Raw genomic sequence first — 16,545 nt, 5'->3', positions numbered from 1 at the left:
GGGGGGGGGGGGGGGGGGGGGGGGGGGGGGGGGTAGCGGTGGGACGCGGCCCGGCGGCGACAAAACCACCCTGATTGGCGTTGAAGGCGATCATGATGATCAGTGCGATGAACCCAAGGCCAAACGCCAACCCGATCATCACGCTGAGGGGCGGCCCACCGGCGCTGCCGCCTGAGAAGCTTGAGCCGCCATTGCCGCTGCTGCGGCTACTACTACCGCTGCTGCGCGAACGAAAACTACTCTGTCCGGAACCTCGCCAGCTCATCTGGAACCTCCTCGTCATTTGGCCTGATATCGTGATATTCGGCACAGACCATAGTTTAGCATAAAATGAGAGCTTGATGAACAAGGGTTTTATACTGAAAGAAAATGACTCTGCATGAAAAGCCACATCGCCGTTTCTTCCCGTCTCGCAACCATTGCCCCGTTCCTGTTTGTGCTGCTCTGGAGTACCGGATTTATAGGGGCGCGTTTTGGCTTGCCGTACATCGAACCATTCACCTTCCTTAGCATCCGCTTTGTCCTCGTGTTACTGATTCTGGGCGGCTTGACAGTGATGTTTCAGCAGCCATGGCTCTCGCAACCTCGTGCCTACGGGCACAGCGCAATCGTTGGAATTCTGCTCCACAGCGGCTATTTGGGCGGGGTCTTTTTTGCGATTGATGGCGGCATGCCGGCGGGTCTCACGGCGCTAATCGTCAGTTTGCAGCCGATCTTGACCGCACTGATCAGCCAGTGGGCGCTCGGCGAGCAGATCGCATGGCGGCAATGGTTGGGGTTGGCGCTTGGGCTGATTGGCGTTGCGGCGGTCGTAAGTGATAAACTGATGGTAGCTGGGCCGCCGCTGGTTACGCCGGTTACGCTGACAGCGGCGATCATCGCCTTGCTGGCCACTACTGCCGGCACTTTGTACCAAAAACGATTTGGCGCCGGATTGCCGTTGCTGAGCGGTACGTGGGCCCAATATCTGGGGGCGTTGCTGATGACAGCGCCGCTGGCGCTGGTGTTTGAAAGCCATACGATTGATTGGCAGCCGGCCCTGATCGGAGCGTTGCTATGGTTGACGCTCGTCTTATCAATTGGTGCGATTTTGCTCTTGATGCTCTTGATCCGCTCGCGTTCAGCAGCGCGAGTGTCCAGCCTGTTTTATCTGGTGCCGCCGGCAACCGCAGTTGAAGCATGGTTCTTGTTTGGCGAGCGGCTCGGTTGGCTGGCGGTTGGCGGGTTGGTTATCGCTTCGGTTGGGGTAGCGTTAGTGGTCATATCGCCGCCGGAACCCAGCCGTCTGTAGGAAAGGGTCGCAACCAATGTTGTTAGGATTTCTTAATCCGAATTGCTCGGTTCGATCCACCACGGTTCGTAAGAAAAACGTTCAATCGAGTATGATAATACGTAACCGATGGATCGTCTGAGGGCGCGTGATGCGCCGGATCAGACGGCTGAGGGAGCGTGAGATGGTATGAAGGCAAATCCTAACGAGGCGCACTCCCTCTTCACAGATCTCCAACAGCAGTATCTTGCCCAGATCGAGGCAAAGATCAGGCAGATCGAAGCAATTTGGGCGCGATGGCAAGACGGCCCATTGCAACCAGATGATCTGTACGAGCTACAACGGATTGCGCACAATTTGGCCGGTTCAGGAGCGACATTCGGGCTTGCAGCGGTCAGTGATGCGGCGCGCGCGCTTGACGCTGCCCTGCAGCCGGTGATCCAGCGGGCCGATGCAAATGCGGCAGCGGCGAGTCTGGCGTCACTGGTGGAACATCTACTTGATGTGATGCGTAATCGCAGCACACCAGCGCCGCAATCGCTCAGCCGTGGACAATCGGCGGCAGCCGCGACGCTGATTTATCTGGCCGGGCGCAATCAAGACGAGACAGATGAATTAGCGCGCCAAATCGCGTATTTCGGTTATACCACGGCCCAGTTTCTCAGCAGCGCCGAACTGTTAGCGGCAGTCGCGCGCCAGATGCCGAACGTGCTCATTCTCGATCTTGATCTGCAAGAAGGGGAACAGAGCGGGATAGCTGCGGCTGCCCTTTTGTATGATCGATACGGCCAAGCGCTGCCGATGTTCTTTACCGCCAGTTCATCAGATTTCACATTGCGCCTCGCTGCGGTGCGGGCCGGCGGGCGCGGCTATTTCACGCGCCCGATCGATGTCGGCTTGCTGATTGATCAGATTGATCAAATGACGCAGCGGGTGATTGCAGAGCCGTATACGGTGCTGATCGTTGACGATTCGCCGTTAATGGCAGAGGTGTATGCGTTGGCGTTACGGGCGGCTGGGATGCGGGTGGTGACCACAACCGATCCGCTGGAAGCGCCGATGTTATTGGCCGAACAGCCGCCGGATCTCATCTTGCTCGATGTCTATATGCCCGGCTGTAACGGGCAGGAATTAGCCGCAGTCATTCGCCAGCAGCCGGAAAACCACAGTATACCGATTGTCTTCTTATCGGGAGAAACCGATCGCTCGGCGCAGTTGGCGGTGTTGGCGCAAGGTGGCGACGATTTTCTGACGAAACCTATCAATTTAGAGCATCTGGTGGCCGCGATCAGTTCACGCATTCAGCGAGCGCGGGCGATGCGTAGCTTGATGGTGCGTGATAGCCTCACCGGGTTGTTTAATCACAGCGTCACCCAAGATTTACTGATCCGCGAGGTGGCGCGCGCGCGCCGGAGCAACCAGCCGTTGTCGGTGGTGTTGATCGATATTGACCATTTCAAGCAGGTCAATGATCGGTACGGCCATCAATCCGGCGATCGGGTTTTGAAGAGCTTGGCCCGGTTGTTGCGGCAGCGGCTGCGCGCGACTGATTTGATCGGTCGTTATGGCGGGGAAGAGTTTTTGATCGTGATGCCGGAAACGCGGGCGGCGAGTGCGGCAATGGTCATTGACAGCTTGCGCGAGCGGTTTGCCCATATCGAACATCAGCGCGAGGGCGAGCCGTTGCGGGTGACGTTTTCAGCCGGCATTGCTGAATGGGCGCAGGGGATTGATGCCAGCGGGTTGGTTGAAAAGGCTGATGCGGCGCTGTATCAGGCCAAGCGGCATGGCCGCAATCAGGTCTTGATCGCCGATGCGCAGATTGGGCAGCCGCCGCAGCGCCGCGTCTTGCCGTTAGCCTCCAATCGGCTCCACAATGCGCCGGTGGTGTTGGTGGTTGATGATGACCCGGATGTGGGCCGGTTGTTGCAACTCTGGCTCGCTGATGCCGGCTATCGGGTTGAATTGACGCACAACGGTTTTGAGGCATTGCAGCGGATTGCCCAAGGTGGGATTGACGTTGCGTTAATTGACATTCTGATGCCGGAAATCAGTGGGATCGACGTGTTGGATAACGTGCGCCAGATGGGGCCGGAGCCGGCGGTGATTATGACGACCGCGTTTGGCTCAGAGCAGATTGCAGTGAATGCGATACGCCACGGCGCCGACGACTATCTACGCAAACCGATCGATCGGCAAGAGCTGTTGGTCGTCATCGAGCGCACGCTGGCGAATCTCCGGCTACGGCGCGAGAATGCCGCCTTGCAACGCCGGCTCGACGAGAAGCGGCGCGAATTGGAAGCCGAAATCAAACATGCTGCGCAGATTCAATCGGAAATGCTGCCACAGCAGATGCCGCGTCTGCCGGGGTACACGATTGCGGCTCGCTGCATTCCAGCGCGTGAGGTTGGCGGTGACTTCTACGATTGGCACTTCCCGGCGCCGCATTTGTTAAATCTAACGTTTGGCGACGTGATGGGCAAGGGGATGTCGGCGGCGTTGTTGATGACGACCACGCGCGCGGTGATTCGTTCGGTAGCGCGCGATACATCGCCAGAAGTGAATATGCGGTATGCAGTGAATGCCTTGCATGCCGATCTTGACCGCACCAACAGCTTTGTGACATTGTGCCATTTGCAGTTAAACTTAATGACCCATACCCTAGCCTTTGTCGATGCTGGCCATGGGTTAGGTTTCATCCGTCGCCATGGCGGGCAATGTGATCGGCTCGAACCACGGGGTGCGCCGCTAGGCATTTTCTCGCACGAGCCGTACCGGCAGGGTGAAGCGGTGCTGAACCCCGGTGATGCTTTGATCTTGTTTAGTGATGGGTTGCTTGATCCGTGGCCGGCGTTAGCGCGGGAACCGCTCCAGATCAATGACCTGCTCGCCGATGGGATGTCGGCGACGGCGATCGTTGACCGGTTATTGGCACTCCCGGCTTTGCTCGGCCCATTGACCGATGACTTAACAGTGGTGGTGCTCGTGCGGGATGGATTGTCAGAGGATGCAGCATGAGCCTGTGGATGCGATGGTGGCTAGTCTTGCTCGTGATCTTGCTCACGGTCATCGCTCCGGCGCCAGTCCAAGGCCAAAGCGCGGCCAAACGCTTTGCCGACCTTGGCTACGGCGATCGCACAGCGCGCGGGATCGATGCGGTGCTCGATTATTACTTTCCGATCCCGACCGGGTTGCGTCCGGCGAGTGATGGCTTGTTAACACTTCGATTTAGCCACTCGCCATTGTTACGGTCTGATCGATCAACGATCACGGTTGCGTTGAACGGACAGTCGCTGGCGAGCACCCGGCTGACGGCGGAAAACGCTGCGGATGGGGCGTTGGCGGTGCCATTGCCGGTGGCCGGTTTTACCGGGCCGGGGTTGTTTGTGCAGGTGCAGGTTCACATGCGCTTGACCGATGACGCCTGCGAAGAGGTGCAGAATCCGGCGTTATGGACAGTCGTGAGCGGTGATTCAACCCTCCGGCTGGATTTGCAACCGGTAACGGAAGGAACCTTGGCCGATCTGGCGGCATTGTTTGCGCCGTTGCCCCTCAGCGCACCTACCACTCGGTTGCCGCCGGCACTGGTCTTATCACCGGCCACCGATCCGGCGATTTTACGGGCAGGCGGCATTGCGGCCTTTGCGGTTGGGCAATGGTCAGCGCTGGCCGGGCAAGATCCGGTCTTGACGGTGGCAGACGTGCTTCCTGCCCAAGCTCCTGCGATAGTGGTCGCCTTAGGGCCGTTGCCGGCAGGAGATTGGGGGACGGTGCGCTGGAATGGCACTGCCTATGAAGTGGATGGGCAGGCTATTCCGGTCGATCACGGCATTTTGGCATTGGCGCCTACTGCGCCGCCGCACCTGCTGGTGGCAGGCGCAACTCCGACCGCATTAACGTATGCCGCGCAGGCGTTGACGACCGTGTTGCCGGCGGCGCCGGTCTTGGCGGTGCCGCAAGCGCCACCGGCGCCGGTGGCCGCAGCGTGGCGGGAGGGCGCGGCCAGTTTTGCCCAGTTGGGCATCGCGCAGCGCCGGGTAAGCGGTGCGGGTGAACACCAGATCGACTATGCCTTCGAGCGTCCGCCGGGATGGGATCTACGGGTGGGTGCGACCCTCGAATTGCACGTGGTGGCGGCGGCTGGCCTCGTGCCGGAAACATCGTGGTTGGCAGTAGCGGTCAATGGCATTACCCTTGGTTCGCAGCGGCTGCGGGTAGAAACCAATGCGATCGAGCGGTATCGGTTTGAGCTGCCCGCCGATCTGCTCAACAGTGATCTGGCCGGTACGCCGTTGCGCCAAATTGATCTCCAAGCGCGCTTGTATCTCGATCTGCCGAACAATGGCTGTGAAGAGGTCAATACATCGGCGGCGTGGGCGATCATTGAACCGACCTCGGCGTGGCGTTTACCCCATGATTCGGCAGCCACAGACGATCTGGGCCGGTTTCCCGCAGCACTCATTGGTAATACGAGCGCGCGATTGGTATTACCGGCGCAACCAACTGCCACAGAGATCCAAGCCGGGCTAGAGTTAGCGGCAGCAATGGGGCGTTGGAGCGCGACGCCTGAGACGCTACCGCCAATTCTCGTCACGGCAGATGCGATCGGTGACGACCGCAATGGGCCATTAGCTATTTTGGGCGATCGCAACCGTAATCAGTTGACAACAACGCTTAATACCGCTGCGAACACGCCGTTTGTGTATCAACCCGGTCGTGGCGCACAAGCGACGTTGCGCCTGATCCCGTCGCCGTGGCAATCCGGGGCGCGGGTGTTGTTGATTGATGCTGCTGATGGCGCCGGTATGCGGCTAGGGGTGCGGGCATTGCGCGAACGGGCGTTGCTGCGTGTGCTCCGGGGTGCGCAGGCCCAGATCACGGGTGATCGCGACAGTACGGTTGTGCCATTGACGCCGCCGCTAGCCGCGCCACCGCAAACCTTGACGCCGCGGATTGAAGTGGTGCTGCTTGAGCGCATTCCGGCGTGGCAATTTGTCGGCGGGATCTTGCTGATTGCCTTGCTGGCAACGGCGGTGTTGGTTGTTCGCATTCGTTGGCTGCGCAAACCGTAAAGCGCTTTGGTTTGGCTACGCCTATGCAGTCTTCGCACCTCACCACAATCGTACTGGGCACCAGTTGGGGGCCGGCGGAATGGGCGGCGTTCCGGCGTGGCCTGATCAAGATTCTGGTCATTACCAACCTGATACTCGGTGCGTACTACCTGCTCTGGCGGGGAGCCGTTTCGCTCAATTGGAATGCGTGGCTGTTTGCGTTAGCCTTGTTTGGCGCTGAGCTGTACAGCTATATTGGCAGCTTCCTCTTTGGTCTCACCGTCTTTCGGCTGCGCGAGCGGGGCGAACCGCCGCCGGCTCCTTCCGGTCTGCGGGTTGATGTCTTTATTACCTGCTATAACGAGCCGGTCGAACTGGTGCGCAAGACGGTGCGGGCGGCGATCGCGATTCGCTATCCGCACCAGACCTATCTGCTCGATGATGGCAACAGTCCGGCAATGCGGGCGATGGCAGCGGAAGAGGGATGTGGCTATATCACCCGTTCGGCGGTATGGAAGGGATTTGATCGACACGCCAAAGCTGGCAATTTAATCAATGCACTTGAGCAAACAACCGGTGATTTTGTGTTGATCCTTGACGCCGATCAGGTGCCGTTGCCGCAGATCCTTGATCGCACCCTCGGTTATTTTGCCGATCCACTGGTCGCGTTAGTGCAGACGCCGCAATACTTTATCAATGTGCCGCCGGGCGATCCGTTCGGCAGCCAAGCGCCGCTCTTTTACGGCCCGATCCAACAGGGGAAAGATGGCTGGAACGCAGCGTTTTTCTGTGGTTCTAATGCCGTTTTGCGCCGCGAAGCGTTGGCCCGTACCGGCTTGCGCTTCTTTGTGCGCGATGTCGAGCGGCGGATCCGGCGGGCGTTACGCGAGGCGGATACGGTGATCCGGCAAGCGGAACGGCGCTTGACCAAAGCGGATCGGCAGCGGATAGCGCCGGCCCTGCGCGAGCTGCGTAGGGCGGTGGCGCAAGCGCGGCGCGAGCTGGATCGTGGTGATACGTTTCAGGAAGTGACTGAGCGGTTTCAGCGGCGGGCCGAAGAAGCGGCGCGGATGGTGGTGGCGGCTGATTTACAGCAAATCATGGCTGATTTGGCCGAGATTCAAGCGGTCGAAGCTGCCGAGATTATGCGCGCGTTGAATGACGAAGCACTCTTGGCGGAACTGGCAGCACGTGATCGATCGCCATTGGCGGCGATCGAGACGGTGCGGCAACTCATCCCGCTGCTTGTGAATGAGGCGATGGATTATCTGCCGATTTCGACGATCTCGGTCACCGAAGATATGTCCACGGCGATGCGCATGCATGCAACCGGTTGGCGCTCGGTCTACCATGATGAAATATTGGCCCATGGGTTGGCGCCGGAAGATCTGCGCAGCGCGCTGCAACAGCGATTACGGTGGGCGCAGGGTACGATTCAAGTGATGCTGCGAGAGAATCCGCTGACCTTGCCGGGTTTGAGTTTGGGCCAGCGCCTCGCCTATTTTGATACGATGTGGAGCTATCTGTCGGGGGTGCCGACGATTATTTATTTGATCTCACCGGTGCTGTACCTCGTCTTTGGGTTATTGCCAGTCAATGCGTTATCCGATGAATTCTTCTGGCGGTTGGCGCCGTATCTGATCATCAACCAATTGCTCTTTGCCGTGATCAGTTGGGGCCGGCCAACATGGCGCGGGCAGCAATACAGTCTGGCGCTCTTTCCGCTCTGGATCAAGGCGGTGACGACCGCGGCAGCCAATGTGTGGTTCGGTAAAAAACTCGGTTTTATCGTGACGCCGAAGACCCGCCAAGCGGGACGTTATTTTGGGCTGGTGCGCTGGCAGCTCATGATGATGGCATTGCTTGCGATAGCGATTGTAGTGGGGCTAGGGCAATTGGCGTTGGGCTGGCGGAGCGATGGATTGCCAGTGGTGGTCAATGTCTTTTGGGCCGTGTATGATCTGGTTATGCTCAGTGTAGTCATCGATGCCGCAATGTACCAACCTACCGAGGAGCAGTAGTAGTGTATGGCGCCAGAGTTTGTGAAGGGGGCGTTGATGGAGATTACGGTCAATCCAGTGGACGAACGCACGGCAGTGGTTCAGTTACGGGGCCGGCTCGATCTGTTAGTCGCCGCAGAGGTGAAGCAACGGCTGGTGCAGGCCGTCAACGAAGGCTTTCGGCTATTAGTGGTTGATATGAGCGAAGTCAGTTTTGTTGATAGTTCAGGGCTGGGCGCGCTCATCGGCGGCTTGAAAGCGACCCGGTTGGCCGGCGGTGATCTACGGCTGGCCAGTGTGGGTGCGCAGGCGCAGGCAATTTTGGAATTGACCACGCTTAACCGGGTCTTACGTCCCTACCCTAATGTGGCTGAGGCTTTGCAGGCGAACTTGTAGTTCCGAGATGCGCTATGAACCGTATCGAGCGCCAGTATGAACTCAGCGTCGTGCCGTCGGAAGGGATTGAGCAGTTGCATACCGCACTGGCTGCATTTTGGAATGAAGCCGGGGTGGCGCCTGAGGCGCAGATACGGTTTAACACAGCGATCGCCGAGGTGGTGGCGAATATCTTGCAGTATGCGGTGGGGCCGGGTGATGGGCCGATTCAGTTGCGGTTACGTTCTACCCCGGCGCGAATCGAGGCCCGCTTGGTTGATCGAGGGCGCGCATGGGAGAGGCCGGCACTAGCAACCTCGCTCCCAGAAGATTGGCACGAGAGCGGGCGTGGGTTGGCGATTGCCGGCGCGATCCTTGATACGTTGCAGTACCGCCGGTTCCGTAATCTCAATTGTTGGCGGTTGGTGTTGGCAGTGCGGCAGGGGTGATGAAGATGCGGCAGTGGGACTGCCGGACGCCAGCCGCCCTCCCCCCCGCCCCCTTTTGGGGGTAGGTTTACCGCAGAGGACGTGGAGGATCATCACCATCCCAAAAACCTTTGCGATCTTCGCGTGCGTTGCGGCTTGGCGTTAAGAATCTTTGCGCCTCTGCTCGCGTTGCGGCTTTGCGTTGACGCCCTCACCCCCATCCCCTCTCCCACTGGCGCGGGAGAGGGGAGTGTTGAGCTACGCTTTGAGGCATCGCCCAGCGATTAACGGTTGTCTGTGACCAGATTTCTGTCCGCCCCTCAACCCGCTCTTGGGGGAGATTGCTGCGCCGCACGGCGGGCAGAGCCGCGCAGCGCCCCTACCGTGCGGCTCGCGATGACAACTGGGGTGCGGCGATGCCCCGTTTATGGCGTTGGGGTGAGGGCTGGGCGCGGGGTGCCGATCAGCGACGGGATGAGCAAGGTTTGGCCGGGTTGGATGAAGTTGGGATCGGTGAGGTTGTTGGCTGCGACCAGCTCATCAACGGTGACGCTGAAACGTTCGGCGATGGCGCTGAGGGTATCGCCGGCTTGCACGATATACAATGCCGCTACCGTCGGCGTTGGGCGCGGGGCGCTGGCGTAGGCTGTCGCTGTAGCGTCGATATCGAGGGTTGGCGCGGGCGTAATGTCGAGAATGGCCGGTAGCGTGGGCAGATTGCGCGGCGGCGGATCGGGCAGGCAGGCAGTCAATGCCATACTAGCGCACAAAATGAGCGCCCCCATTATCCCAACCCACAGTTGGCGCACCACAATCACCCCCTTTATTGGCACCTTTGCGGTCACAACGAATCATTGTAGCAGGCGGTCGAATCGACGTCAATGCGGTTTCGCCATGACGAAACCGTGACAGGCGCAGTGGCAGGGACATCGCCGGTTCAGCGGGGGGCCGGCGTGTGGTGACGCCGGTGCTGCAATATCGTTTCCGCGACGGCCAGCACATGGGCCGGTTGGATGGCCGCCATGCATTCGGGCGGGTTGGTGGCGCGCGGGCAGGCGGCGAAGACGCCGCAGGGGCTACAAGGCAGGTTGGCGCTGATGACGCGCTGGCGGGCCGGATCACCCCACGGCCCGAAGCGGAGCGGATCGCTTGGCCCGAAGAGGTGGATCGTGGGCGCGCCTTGGCTGACAGCGATATGGAGCGGGCCGCTATCAACGCCAATCACCAGTGCAGCGCGACCAAGCAACGCGGCGAGCCGGTCGATGGTGAGTTCGGCGCTCAGCGCCAACACATCAGGTTGGGCGGCGGCAATCGCGGCTAGCTCAGCGCCTTCGGCGGGACTGCCGGTGAGGACAATCTGCCGGCCCGGTTGGCGCAACCCTTGGATCAGGGTGATCCAGTGCTCGCGCAGCCAGTGTTTGGTGGGGCCGCCGGTGCCGGGATGGAGGATAATCACCTGCGCATCCGGTGCGCTATGGTGGTGGAGCCATGTCGCTGCCCATTCCTGTGCAGCGGGGGTGGGCGGGAAGCGCAGCGGCCCCGGCGTGGGTTTGGCGCCAGTGAGAGCTGCCACGAGATCGAGCGCCTGTTGGGTCACGTGCTGGCGGGGATCGTAGGGCAATGCCGCGCTGAGCAGCGGTTGGCAGAGCGGGTGGGCAAAGCCGATCCGGTGGGGAATGCCGGCCAGCAGGGCGAGCGCCGCGCCCCACCAATGGTCATCGCGCATGATGAGGGCAGCATCGTAGCGCTGCCGGCGCAGCCGCCATGCCGCGCGCAGCAAGAGGGTATACGGCGCGAGCGGCATGGGTTTGGCAGCGGTGCGATCGAAGGCGGGGAAGGGCAGCGTCTCGATCGCGTCGAGGTCGGGCAAGCGCTGCCACATCATGGCAGCCCACGGCCCGACCAGCGCCGTAAGGTGCGTTGCGGGCAACGCCTCCCGCAGTGCGGCCAGCGCCGGCGTCGCCAGCAACAGATCACCGAGGTGATCGGGTTTGATGATCAGCACCCGGTGCGGCGGATCAGCCGGCGCGCGGCGCGCCAATGGGCGAGCGACGGCGGCGATGACGGCGACAACGGCACGGTGTTTAGAAGAGTAACGCACTTGCTTCACGGGCCAATTGGCGCAATCGTTCGGCAACCGCTTGATTGGCGCGCTTCTCCTCCTCGGCGGCCCGCTCGTTGAGGCGGCGAGCCAAGTCAGGCGTGATCTTGGTCACGTTCTTGCGCAACAAGCGCGTGGCCTCAGCCGTTGTCTCTTGGGCGAGCAGCTCGTTGATAAAGCGATCTTCGGGTGAGAGCCGCGACTCGATAATGTCTTGGGCAGCGGTCGCCAGCTTTTCAAGCTGCTCGACCAGTTCTACACTGCCGGCGTGATGAGCGGCGGCAATGCTGGCCGAAATGACTGTCAGCAAGCCTTCATCCACTTCAGCGGCCCGTTCGCGCAGCGCCGCTACGGGATCGGGCGTGGATAATACCGCGTCGATCAAGGCGCTACCGCGCTCGAACAGCTCTTGCGCGGCGCGGTCAATCGCTTCGACCAGCTCAAGGATGCGCGTGCGCCGCGCGGTGAGCATCTGGGCCGTAGCCGTGTCGCCAGCGGCTTCAGCCGCCTCGATCTGTTCAGTCCACAATTCAAAGAAGCCGTAATCGATCAGCGGGCGCAATTCGTGGACAGCGGCCGGCAGCTCATCGTCGCTGGCAGTGCGGAGGCGCTCGATGGCGGCCTTAACCTCTTCGGCGGCGGCCAAGGCGGCGGCGCGAGCGACGTGCGCTTGCAGCTTCTCGCGCACCTTGATCAGCATCGTGCGCATGTGGGCCTGCGCGTCATTGGTAGCGTTGATAAATGCGTCGAGGGTGGCAAAAAACTCTGGCGTAAGCTCGGCGGTGTAGCGTTGGGCCGCCTCAGTAAACTGGGCATCGTCTTCAACCAGATTGACCAGCTCGGTCAAAATCTCAACATAGCGATTCTGGCGGCGCAAGTCTTCGGCAGAGACACCGTCGGCTTCGTAAATGGCTTCGATCAGCGATTGCAGGGTCAGGAAGCGGCGAGGCGCCAGCAGATAGCCGCGGGGCGCGTCGGCAGGCAAGGCGCGAAGCATAAACGCCGAGGCATCGCCGACGAATTGCTCAATCTCTTTGGGCTGGCTATTCAGCTCTTGCGGTACGTAGACGAGAAAGAGCTGCTTGCCGGCATCGTGATAGATCAACGGCGCACTGAGCATACTGGCCAGTCCGCAGCCGGGGCAGACGGCGACATTCAATTGGCCGGTGAGCAGCGCCGCTTTGAGTTCGGGCTGCTCGCCGCCATCGACAATCGTATAGACCAGCGAGCGGAAGCGAGTGCCGCAGGATGGGCAGGCGAGTTGAACCGGTTGAGGAGGGGCCGAAGGCATTGATCTTCTCCAGTGTCTACCATTTCGTTCGTCGCTGATTATACCACTCGTCGCCCAACAACGGCGTAGAGAGGATCGCTCAGCCAATGATGAGGCGAACGGTCAAGACACCGGATCTGTTCAAAACCGCCGGCCAGCTCGAAGTAGTACCGCACCAACTCCATGTGTTGGCGGTCGTTAGTGGCTAACCAGACCCGCACGGCTTTACTGGGGAAGCAGCGGTTGGAAAAGGTGACGATGAAGGGGCCTCCCGGCTTGAGGATACGGGCCACTTCAGCGAAGACCTCGACCGGGCGCGTCATGTATTGGACGGAGACGGTGCAGATGACGCCGTCGAAGGTGGCGTCGGCGAAGGGCAACTGCGGGTTTTCGTTAAGGTCGTGGATGACATACTCGTGGAGCTGCCGGTTAAGCCGCAGCTCTTCTTCGTTGAGACCAAGCCCAACCACGCGGGTCAGCGGAATATCAGTTGGCAGATGGCTGACATAACTGCTCATCAAGTCGAGCAGGCAGCCGCCGTTGGGCAGTTCCTCGCGGATTAACTGAGTTACGGCGCAGCAAGCCAGTTCATCAATATGGGCAGTGAGACGGGGGTAGAGGTAGAAGAGGCGATCATCGCTCTCATCGTACCGCTCGAAATATTCGGGTGGAAGACCGCTTTGACGCACTATTGCCCCCATCTGGTTAGTCATTGCACAAAGATTGGCTCATCCAGCGATGCTGCTTATTCCCCACGGTTGCGAACATCTCTCTGGTTACAGTCTGTGAACAGAACGGATTGACCAATGATGATTGCTGAAGGATGCAGCAGCTATGCTGCCTAGACTAGCACCTCGGCGGTGTGCAGCAGCCGAGCTGCCACAGCCTCGCTAGAGAAGCCGGCCCGATGTTACGCGCGCCTGCTCGTTTGGGCGACGGAAATGGACGCGGCAGGTACGCTGTCGCAATCCATCAGTCGCTATCTGCACCGGCTAACACCGGAGCAGCGACGCTATGTTATAGTATAGGTCGGTTTTTGATCTAAGCGCAAGGGCGAGCTTTCAGCGAGGTGCAACGATGCGGGCGATCCAGATCCACCAGACCGGCGGGCCAGAGCAGTTGCAACTGGTCGAGATTCCGATGCCGGAGCCGGGGCCGGGGCAGGTACGAGTGAAGGTGGCAGCGGCGGGAGTGAATTTTATCGACATCTACCATCGGAGTGGTCTCTACCCGCAGCCGTTGCCGTTTACGCTGGGTCTGGAGGTGGCCGGCATCGTTGATGCGGTCGGTGCGGGTGTCAGCGAGTGGGTAGTTGGCGACCGGGTGGGTTGCGTGACTGCGATCGGCGGCTATGCCGAATATGCGCTGGCGCCAGCCGATAAGCTGGTGCGGGTGCCTGATACTGTCGATCTGGAAACCGCAGCGGCAGTGCTGTTGCAAGGCATGACGGCGCACTATCTCACTTTGAGCACGTTTCCGTTAAAAGCAGGCGATACGTGTCTGGTGCATGCCGCTGCCGGCGGGGTGGGGTTGTTGCTGATCCAGATCGCCAAACGGCTGGGGGCGCGGGTGATCGGCACTGTCTCGACCGAGGAAAAGGCGGAGCTGGCCCGCGCTGCCGGCGCCGACGAGGTGGTCATCTACACCCGCGAGTCGTTTGTCGAGTGGGCGCGGGCTTTTACCGGCGGGCGCGGGGTGGATGTGGTGTACGACTCGGTGGGGGCGAGCACGGCGGAAGGTAGCCTCGACAGCTTGCGTCCGCGCGGGATGTTCGTCACCTTTGGCAACGCCAGCGGGCCGGTGCCGCCGATTTCGCCGCTGACCCTCAGCAGCAAGGGTTCGTTGTTTATGACCCGGCCTACCCTCTTTCACTACATCGCGACCCCCGACGAGTTGCGCTGGCGGGCCAGCGATCTGTTTGCGTGGATCGGCGCGGGTGAGTTGCAGGTGCGGATCGACCGGCGCTATCCGCTGGCCGAGGCAGCCGAGGCGCAGATCGCCTTGGCGAGCCGGGCGACGAGCGGGAAGCTGTTGCTCATCCCGTGATGAGGCAAAGGCGCAGAGGGGGCAGAGACGCAGAGGGGATTAAACGCAAAGGCGCAGAGGACGCAGAGGGGATTAAACGCAAAGGCGCAGAGAACGCAGAGGACGCAGAGGGTTTGATGGGGGCCTAAAGTGCGCTGATCTCTACTATGTCATATCTGAGCGTCTTTGCGCGAAAACCTTAGCGTCTTTGCGCGAAAACCTTAGCGTCTTTGCGCGAAAACCTTAGCGTCTTTGCGTTAAAAAACCTTAGCGTCTTTGCGTTAGCATTCATAACGGTATTCACGTCGCGGTGAAGCGCACATTGCGCGCCGCGACGTTTTTGTTAGCGTGAGAAGGAGATAACATCTATGCGGCTGGTGATGAAATTTGGTGGCACCTCGGTCGGCAGCGCCGATGCGATCCGGCGGGTGACAGAGATTGTCGGCGGGTATGCCCGTGATCATGAGGTAGTAGTGGTGGTATCGGCGATGAATGCGCCTGATCTGCGCACCACCGACACCTTGATCGCGGCGGCGAAGGCGGCGGCGGCGGGTGATGGCAATGCCACGGCGCAGGTCACGCCGCGCCTGCTCGATCTACACATGCGGGTGGCGAATGAACTGGTGACGCCGGAAGAGCGCGCGGCGCTTGAACCGGAAATTCGGGCTATGCTCGACTACATGAGCGATCTGTCGCGCAGCATTGCGGTGCTTGGCGAGCTGACGCCGCGCGCGCTTGACCTGTTCAGCGGGTTGGGCGAGCGGATCAATGCGCGCTTGATTGCGGCGGCGCTGCGCAGCGCCGGAATTGACGCTGAAGCAATCGATGCTACTGAGCTGATTGTGACCGATGACCGCTACGGCAACGCTTCGCCGATCGAACCGGATACGCGCGAGCGCAGCCGGGCACGGTTGTTGCCGTTGCTGGCGGCGAAGCGGGTGCCAGTGGTGACCGGCTTTATCGGTGCGACGCGGGCCGGGGTGCCGACGACGCTGGGCCGGGGTGGTTCTGATTACACCTGCGCCATCCTCGGCGCCGATCTCGATGCCGACGAGGTGTGGTTCTGGAAGGAAGTGGACGGGGTGTTGTCGGCGAATCCGAAAGTTGTGCCCGAAGCGCGCACGCTGCCCCGGCTGTCGTATGCCGAGATGGGTGAGATGGCCTACTACGGGGCGAATGTACTGCACCCCAAGACGGTGCAGCCGCTGGTGCATCGCCGCATCCCGATCCGCATCCGCAACACCTTCAACCCCAGCCATCCGGGGACGTTGATTGACGCCGAAGGCGATGGCGAGAGTGTGCGGGCAATTACGGCGATCAAAGGGTTGAGTCTGATCACCGTCGGCGGGCCGGGTATGCTTGGTTTGACCGGCGTGGCGGCGCGTATCTTTGGTGCGGTGGCGCGGGCCGGCGCGAATGTGTTGCTGATCTCGCAGGCTAGTAGCGAGCAGAGCGTCTGTTTTGCGGTGCCGGGTGACGAAGCGGCGAAGGTGGTGAATGAGCTGCGCTGCGAGCTGGATCGCGAATTTGCCGCCCACGATGTCGAGCATATCGGCACAATTGCGCCGGTTGTGATCGTGGCTGTGGTCGGGTCGGGCATGCGGGGCACGCCGGGGATTGCCGGGCGGGTATTTGGCGCACTCGGCGCGGCGGGGGTCAACGTGATCGCAATTGCGCAGGGCAGCACCGAGAACAATATCTCGCTGGTCGTCTCGGAAGCAGACGCCGATAAGGCGGTGCGGGCGGTGCATGGGGCTTTCGTGACAACGAATGGGGGGAACGAATAAACGAATGGGGGAACGAGTCGGTGTGGCGCGCCGCACGGCGGTGCGGTCCCCGATGGGGCCGGGACGGATGCACGAAGGGGGGAATGAGCCGGTGTGGAGCGCCGCATGGCCGTGCGGTTTCCCCATGGGGCCGGGACGGGTGAATGAATGGGGGAACGAGCCGGTGTGGCGCGCCGCACGGCGGTGCGGTCCCCGATGGGGCCGGGACGGATGCACGAAGGGGGGAATGAGCCGGTGT

The 16,545-nt window shown here is 60.8% G+C and carries 12 protein-coding genes and 1 pseudogene; 8 read left to right on the top strand and 5 right to left on the bottom strand.

Annotated elements, in window-relative coordinates; all coding sequences use genetic code 11:
* A pseudogene (locus A6A03_RS20750) lies at positions 1-265 on the bottom strand (plastocyanin/azurin family copper-binding protein); the annotation flags it as partial.
* Positions 266-379: 114 nt separating this feature from the next.
* Here A6A03_RS20750 and A6A03_RS17130 point away from each other — a divergent pair.
* The 6 genes from A6A03_RS17130 (at position 380) to A6A03_RS17105 (ending at position 9,145) form a co-directional block, all read left to right on the top strand.
* Positions 380-1,291 (top strand): DMT family transporter, encoded by a 912-nt coding sequence (locus A6A03_RS17130; RefSeq protein WP_066790723.1) that lies wholly within the window; start codon positions 380-382, stop codon positions 1,289-1,291.
* 168 nt (positions 1,292-1,459) lie between these two features.
* The gene (locus A6A03_RS17125) at positions 1,460-4,288 is read left to right on the top strand and encodes a response regulator (protein WP_066790720.1); all 2,829 of its coding nucleotides are present in this window, start codon (positions 1,460-1,462) and stop codon (positions 4,286-4,288) included.
* Positions 4,285-6,342, top strand: coding sequence for a cellulose biosynthesis cyclic di-GMP-binding regulatory protein BcsB (locus tag A6A03_RS17120; protein ID WP_066790718.1), 2,058 nt, complete (start codon positions 4,285-4,287; stop codon positions 6,340-6,342). The genes A6A03_RS17125 and A6A03_RS17120 overlap by 4 nt, the downstream gene beginning before the upstream one ends.
* A 23-nt stretch (positions 6,343-6,365) precedes the next feature.
* Positions 6,366-8,342, top strand: a complete 1,977-nt coding sequence (locus tag A6A03_RS17115) for a glycosyltransferase (protein ID WP_066790717.1) — start codon at positions 6,366-6,368, stop codon at positions 8,340-8,342.
* Positions 8,343-8,348: 6 nt separating this feature from the next.
* On the top strand, positions 8,349-8,717 hold the full coding sequence (locus tag A6A03_RS17110; RefSeq protein WP_245669043.1) for an STAS domain-containing protein: 369 nt from the start codon (positions 8,349-8,351) through the stop codon (positions 8,715-8,717).
* 14 nt (positions 8,718-8,731) lie between these two features.
* Positions 8,732-9,145 carry an ATP-binding protein gene (locus A6A03_RS17105; RefSeq protein WP_066790716.1) on the top strand — a complete coding sequence of 138 codons (414 nt, stop codon included), beginning with the start codon at positions 8,732-8,734 and terminating at the stop codon, positions 9,143-9,145.
* A 404-nt stretch (positions 9,146-9,549) separates the two neighbouring features.
* Here A6A03_RS17105 and A6A03_RS21015 read toward each other — a convergent pair whose 3' ends face one another.
* From A6A03_RS21015 to A6A03_RS17085, 4 genes are all read right to left on the bottom strand, one after another.
* Positions 9,550-9,969, bottom strand: coding sequence for a LysM peptidoglycan-binding domain-containing protein (locus tag A6A03_RS21015; RefSeq protein WP_281181300.1), 420 nt, complete (start codon positions 9,967-9,969; stop codon positions 9,550-9,552).
* Positions 9,970-10,061: 92 nt separating this feature from the next.
* A complete protein-coding gene (locus tag A6A03_RS17095) occupies positions 10,062-11,225 on the bottom strand; it encodes a glycosyltransferase family 9 protein (RefSeq protein ID WP_066790728.1) in 1,164 nt (387 codons plus the stop codon).
* Positions 11,209-12,516: a CpXC domain-containing protein gene (locus A6A03_RS17090; protein ID WP_066790715.1), complete on the bottom strand. Its 1,308-nt coding sequence runs from the start codon at positions 12,514-12,516 to the stop codon at positions 11,209-11,211. Before A6A03_RS17090 ends, A6A03_RS17095 begins: the two co-directional genes overlap by 17 nt.
* Before the next feature lie 38 nt (positions 12,517-12,554).
* On the bottom strand, positions 12,555-13,208 hold the full coding sequence (locus tag A6A03_RS17085) for a class I SAM-dependent methyltransferase (RefSeq protein ID WP_245669042.1): 654 nt from the start codon (positions 13,206-13,208) through the stop codon (positions 12,555-12,557).
* 364 nt (positions 13,209-13,572) lie between these two features.
* Here A6A03_RS17085 and A6A03_RS17080 point away from each other — a divergent pair, with 364 nt between their 5' ends.
* Positions 13,573-14,541 (top strand): quinone oxidoreductase family protein, encoded by a 969-nt coding sequence (locus A6A03_RS17080; protein WP_066790713.1) that lies wholly within the window; start codon positions 13,573-13,575, stop codon positions 14,539-14,541.
* Positions 14,542-14,888: 347 nt separating this feature from the next.
* Positions 14,889-16,307, top strand: coding sequence for an aspartate kinase (locus A6A03_RS17075; protein ID WP_066790711.1), 1,419 nt, complete (start codon positions 14,889-14,891; stop codon positions 16,305-16,307).
* Positions 16,308-16,545 lie beyond the last annotated feature (238 nt).

The organism is Chloroflexus islandicus (assembly GCF_001650695.1).
Classification (GTDB): Bacteria; Chloroflexota; Chloroflexia; order Chloroflexales; family Chloroflexaceae; genus Chloroflexus; species Chloroflexus islandicus.
Note: the sequence above shows the minus strand (reverse complement) of the source record. Positions and strands in the feature narration are given on the sequence as shown.

What these genes read in the sequence shown, in the direction of transcription:
- A6A03_RS17125 (WP_066790720.1), top strand. Translation starts at nt 1,460, where the DNA reads ATGAAGGCAAATCCTAACGAGGCGCACTCCCTCTTCACAGATCTCCAA.
- A6A03_RS17120 (WP_066790718.1), top strand. Translation starts at nt 4,285, where the DNA reads ATGAGCCTGTGGATGCGATGGTGGCTAGTCTTGCTCGTGATCTTGCTC.
- A6A03_RS17130 (WP_066790723.1), top strand. Translation starts at nt 380, where the DNA reads ATGAAAAGCCACATCGCCGTTTCTTCCCGTCTCGCAACCATTGCCCCG.
- A6A03_RS17085 (WP_245669042.1), bottom strand. Translation starts at nt 13,208, where the DNA reads ATGACTAACCAGATGGGGGCAATAGTGCGTCAAAGCGGTCTTCCACCC.
- A6A03_RS17110 (WP_245669043.1), top strand. Translation starts at nt 8,349, where the DNA reads ATGGCGCCAGAGTTTGTGAAGGGGGCGTTGATGGAGATTACGGTCAAT.
- A6A03_RS17075 (WP_066790711.1), top strand. Translation starts at nt 14,889, where the DNA reads ATGCGGCTGGTGATGAAATTTGGTGGCACCTCGGTCGGCAGCGCCGAT.
- A6A03_RS17115 (WP_066790717.1), top strand. Translation starts at nt 6,366, where the DNA reads ATGCAGTCTTCGCACCTCACCACAATCGTACTGGGCACCAGTTGGGGG.
- A6A03_RS17090 (WP_066790715.1), bottom strand. Translation starts at nt 12,516, where the DNA reads ATGCCTTCGGCCCCTCCTCAACCGGTTCAACTCGCCTGCCCATCCTGC.
- A6A03_RS17080 (WP_066790713.1), top strand. Translation starts at nt 13,573, where the DNA reads ATGCGGGCGATCCAGATCCACCAGACCGGCGGGCCAGAGCAGTTGCAA.
- A6A03_RS17105 (WP_066790716.1), top strand. Translation starts at nt 8,732, where the DNA reads ATGAACCGTATCGAGCGCCAGTATGAACTCAGCGTCGTGCCGTCGGAA.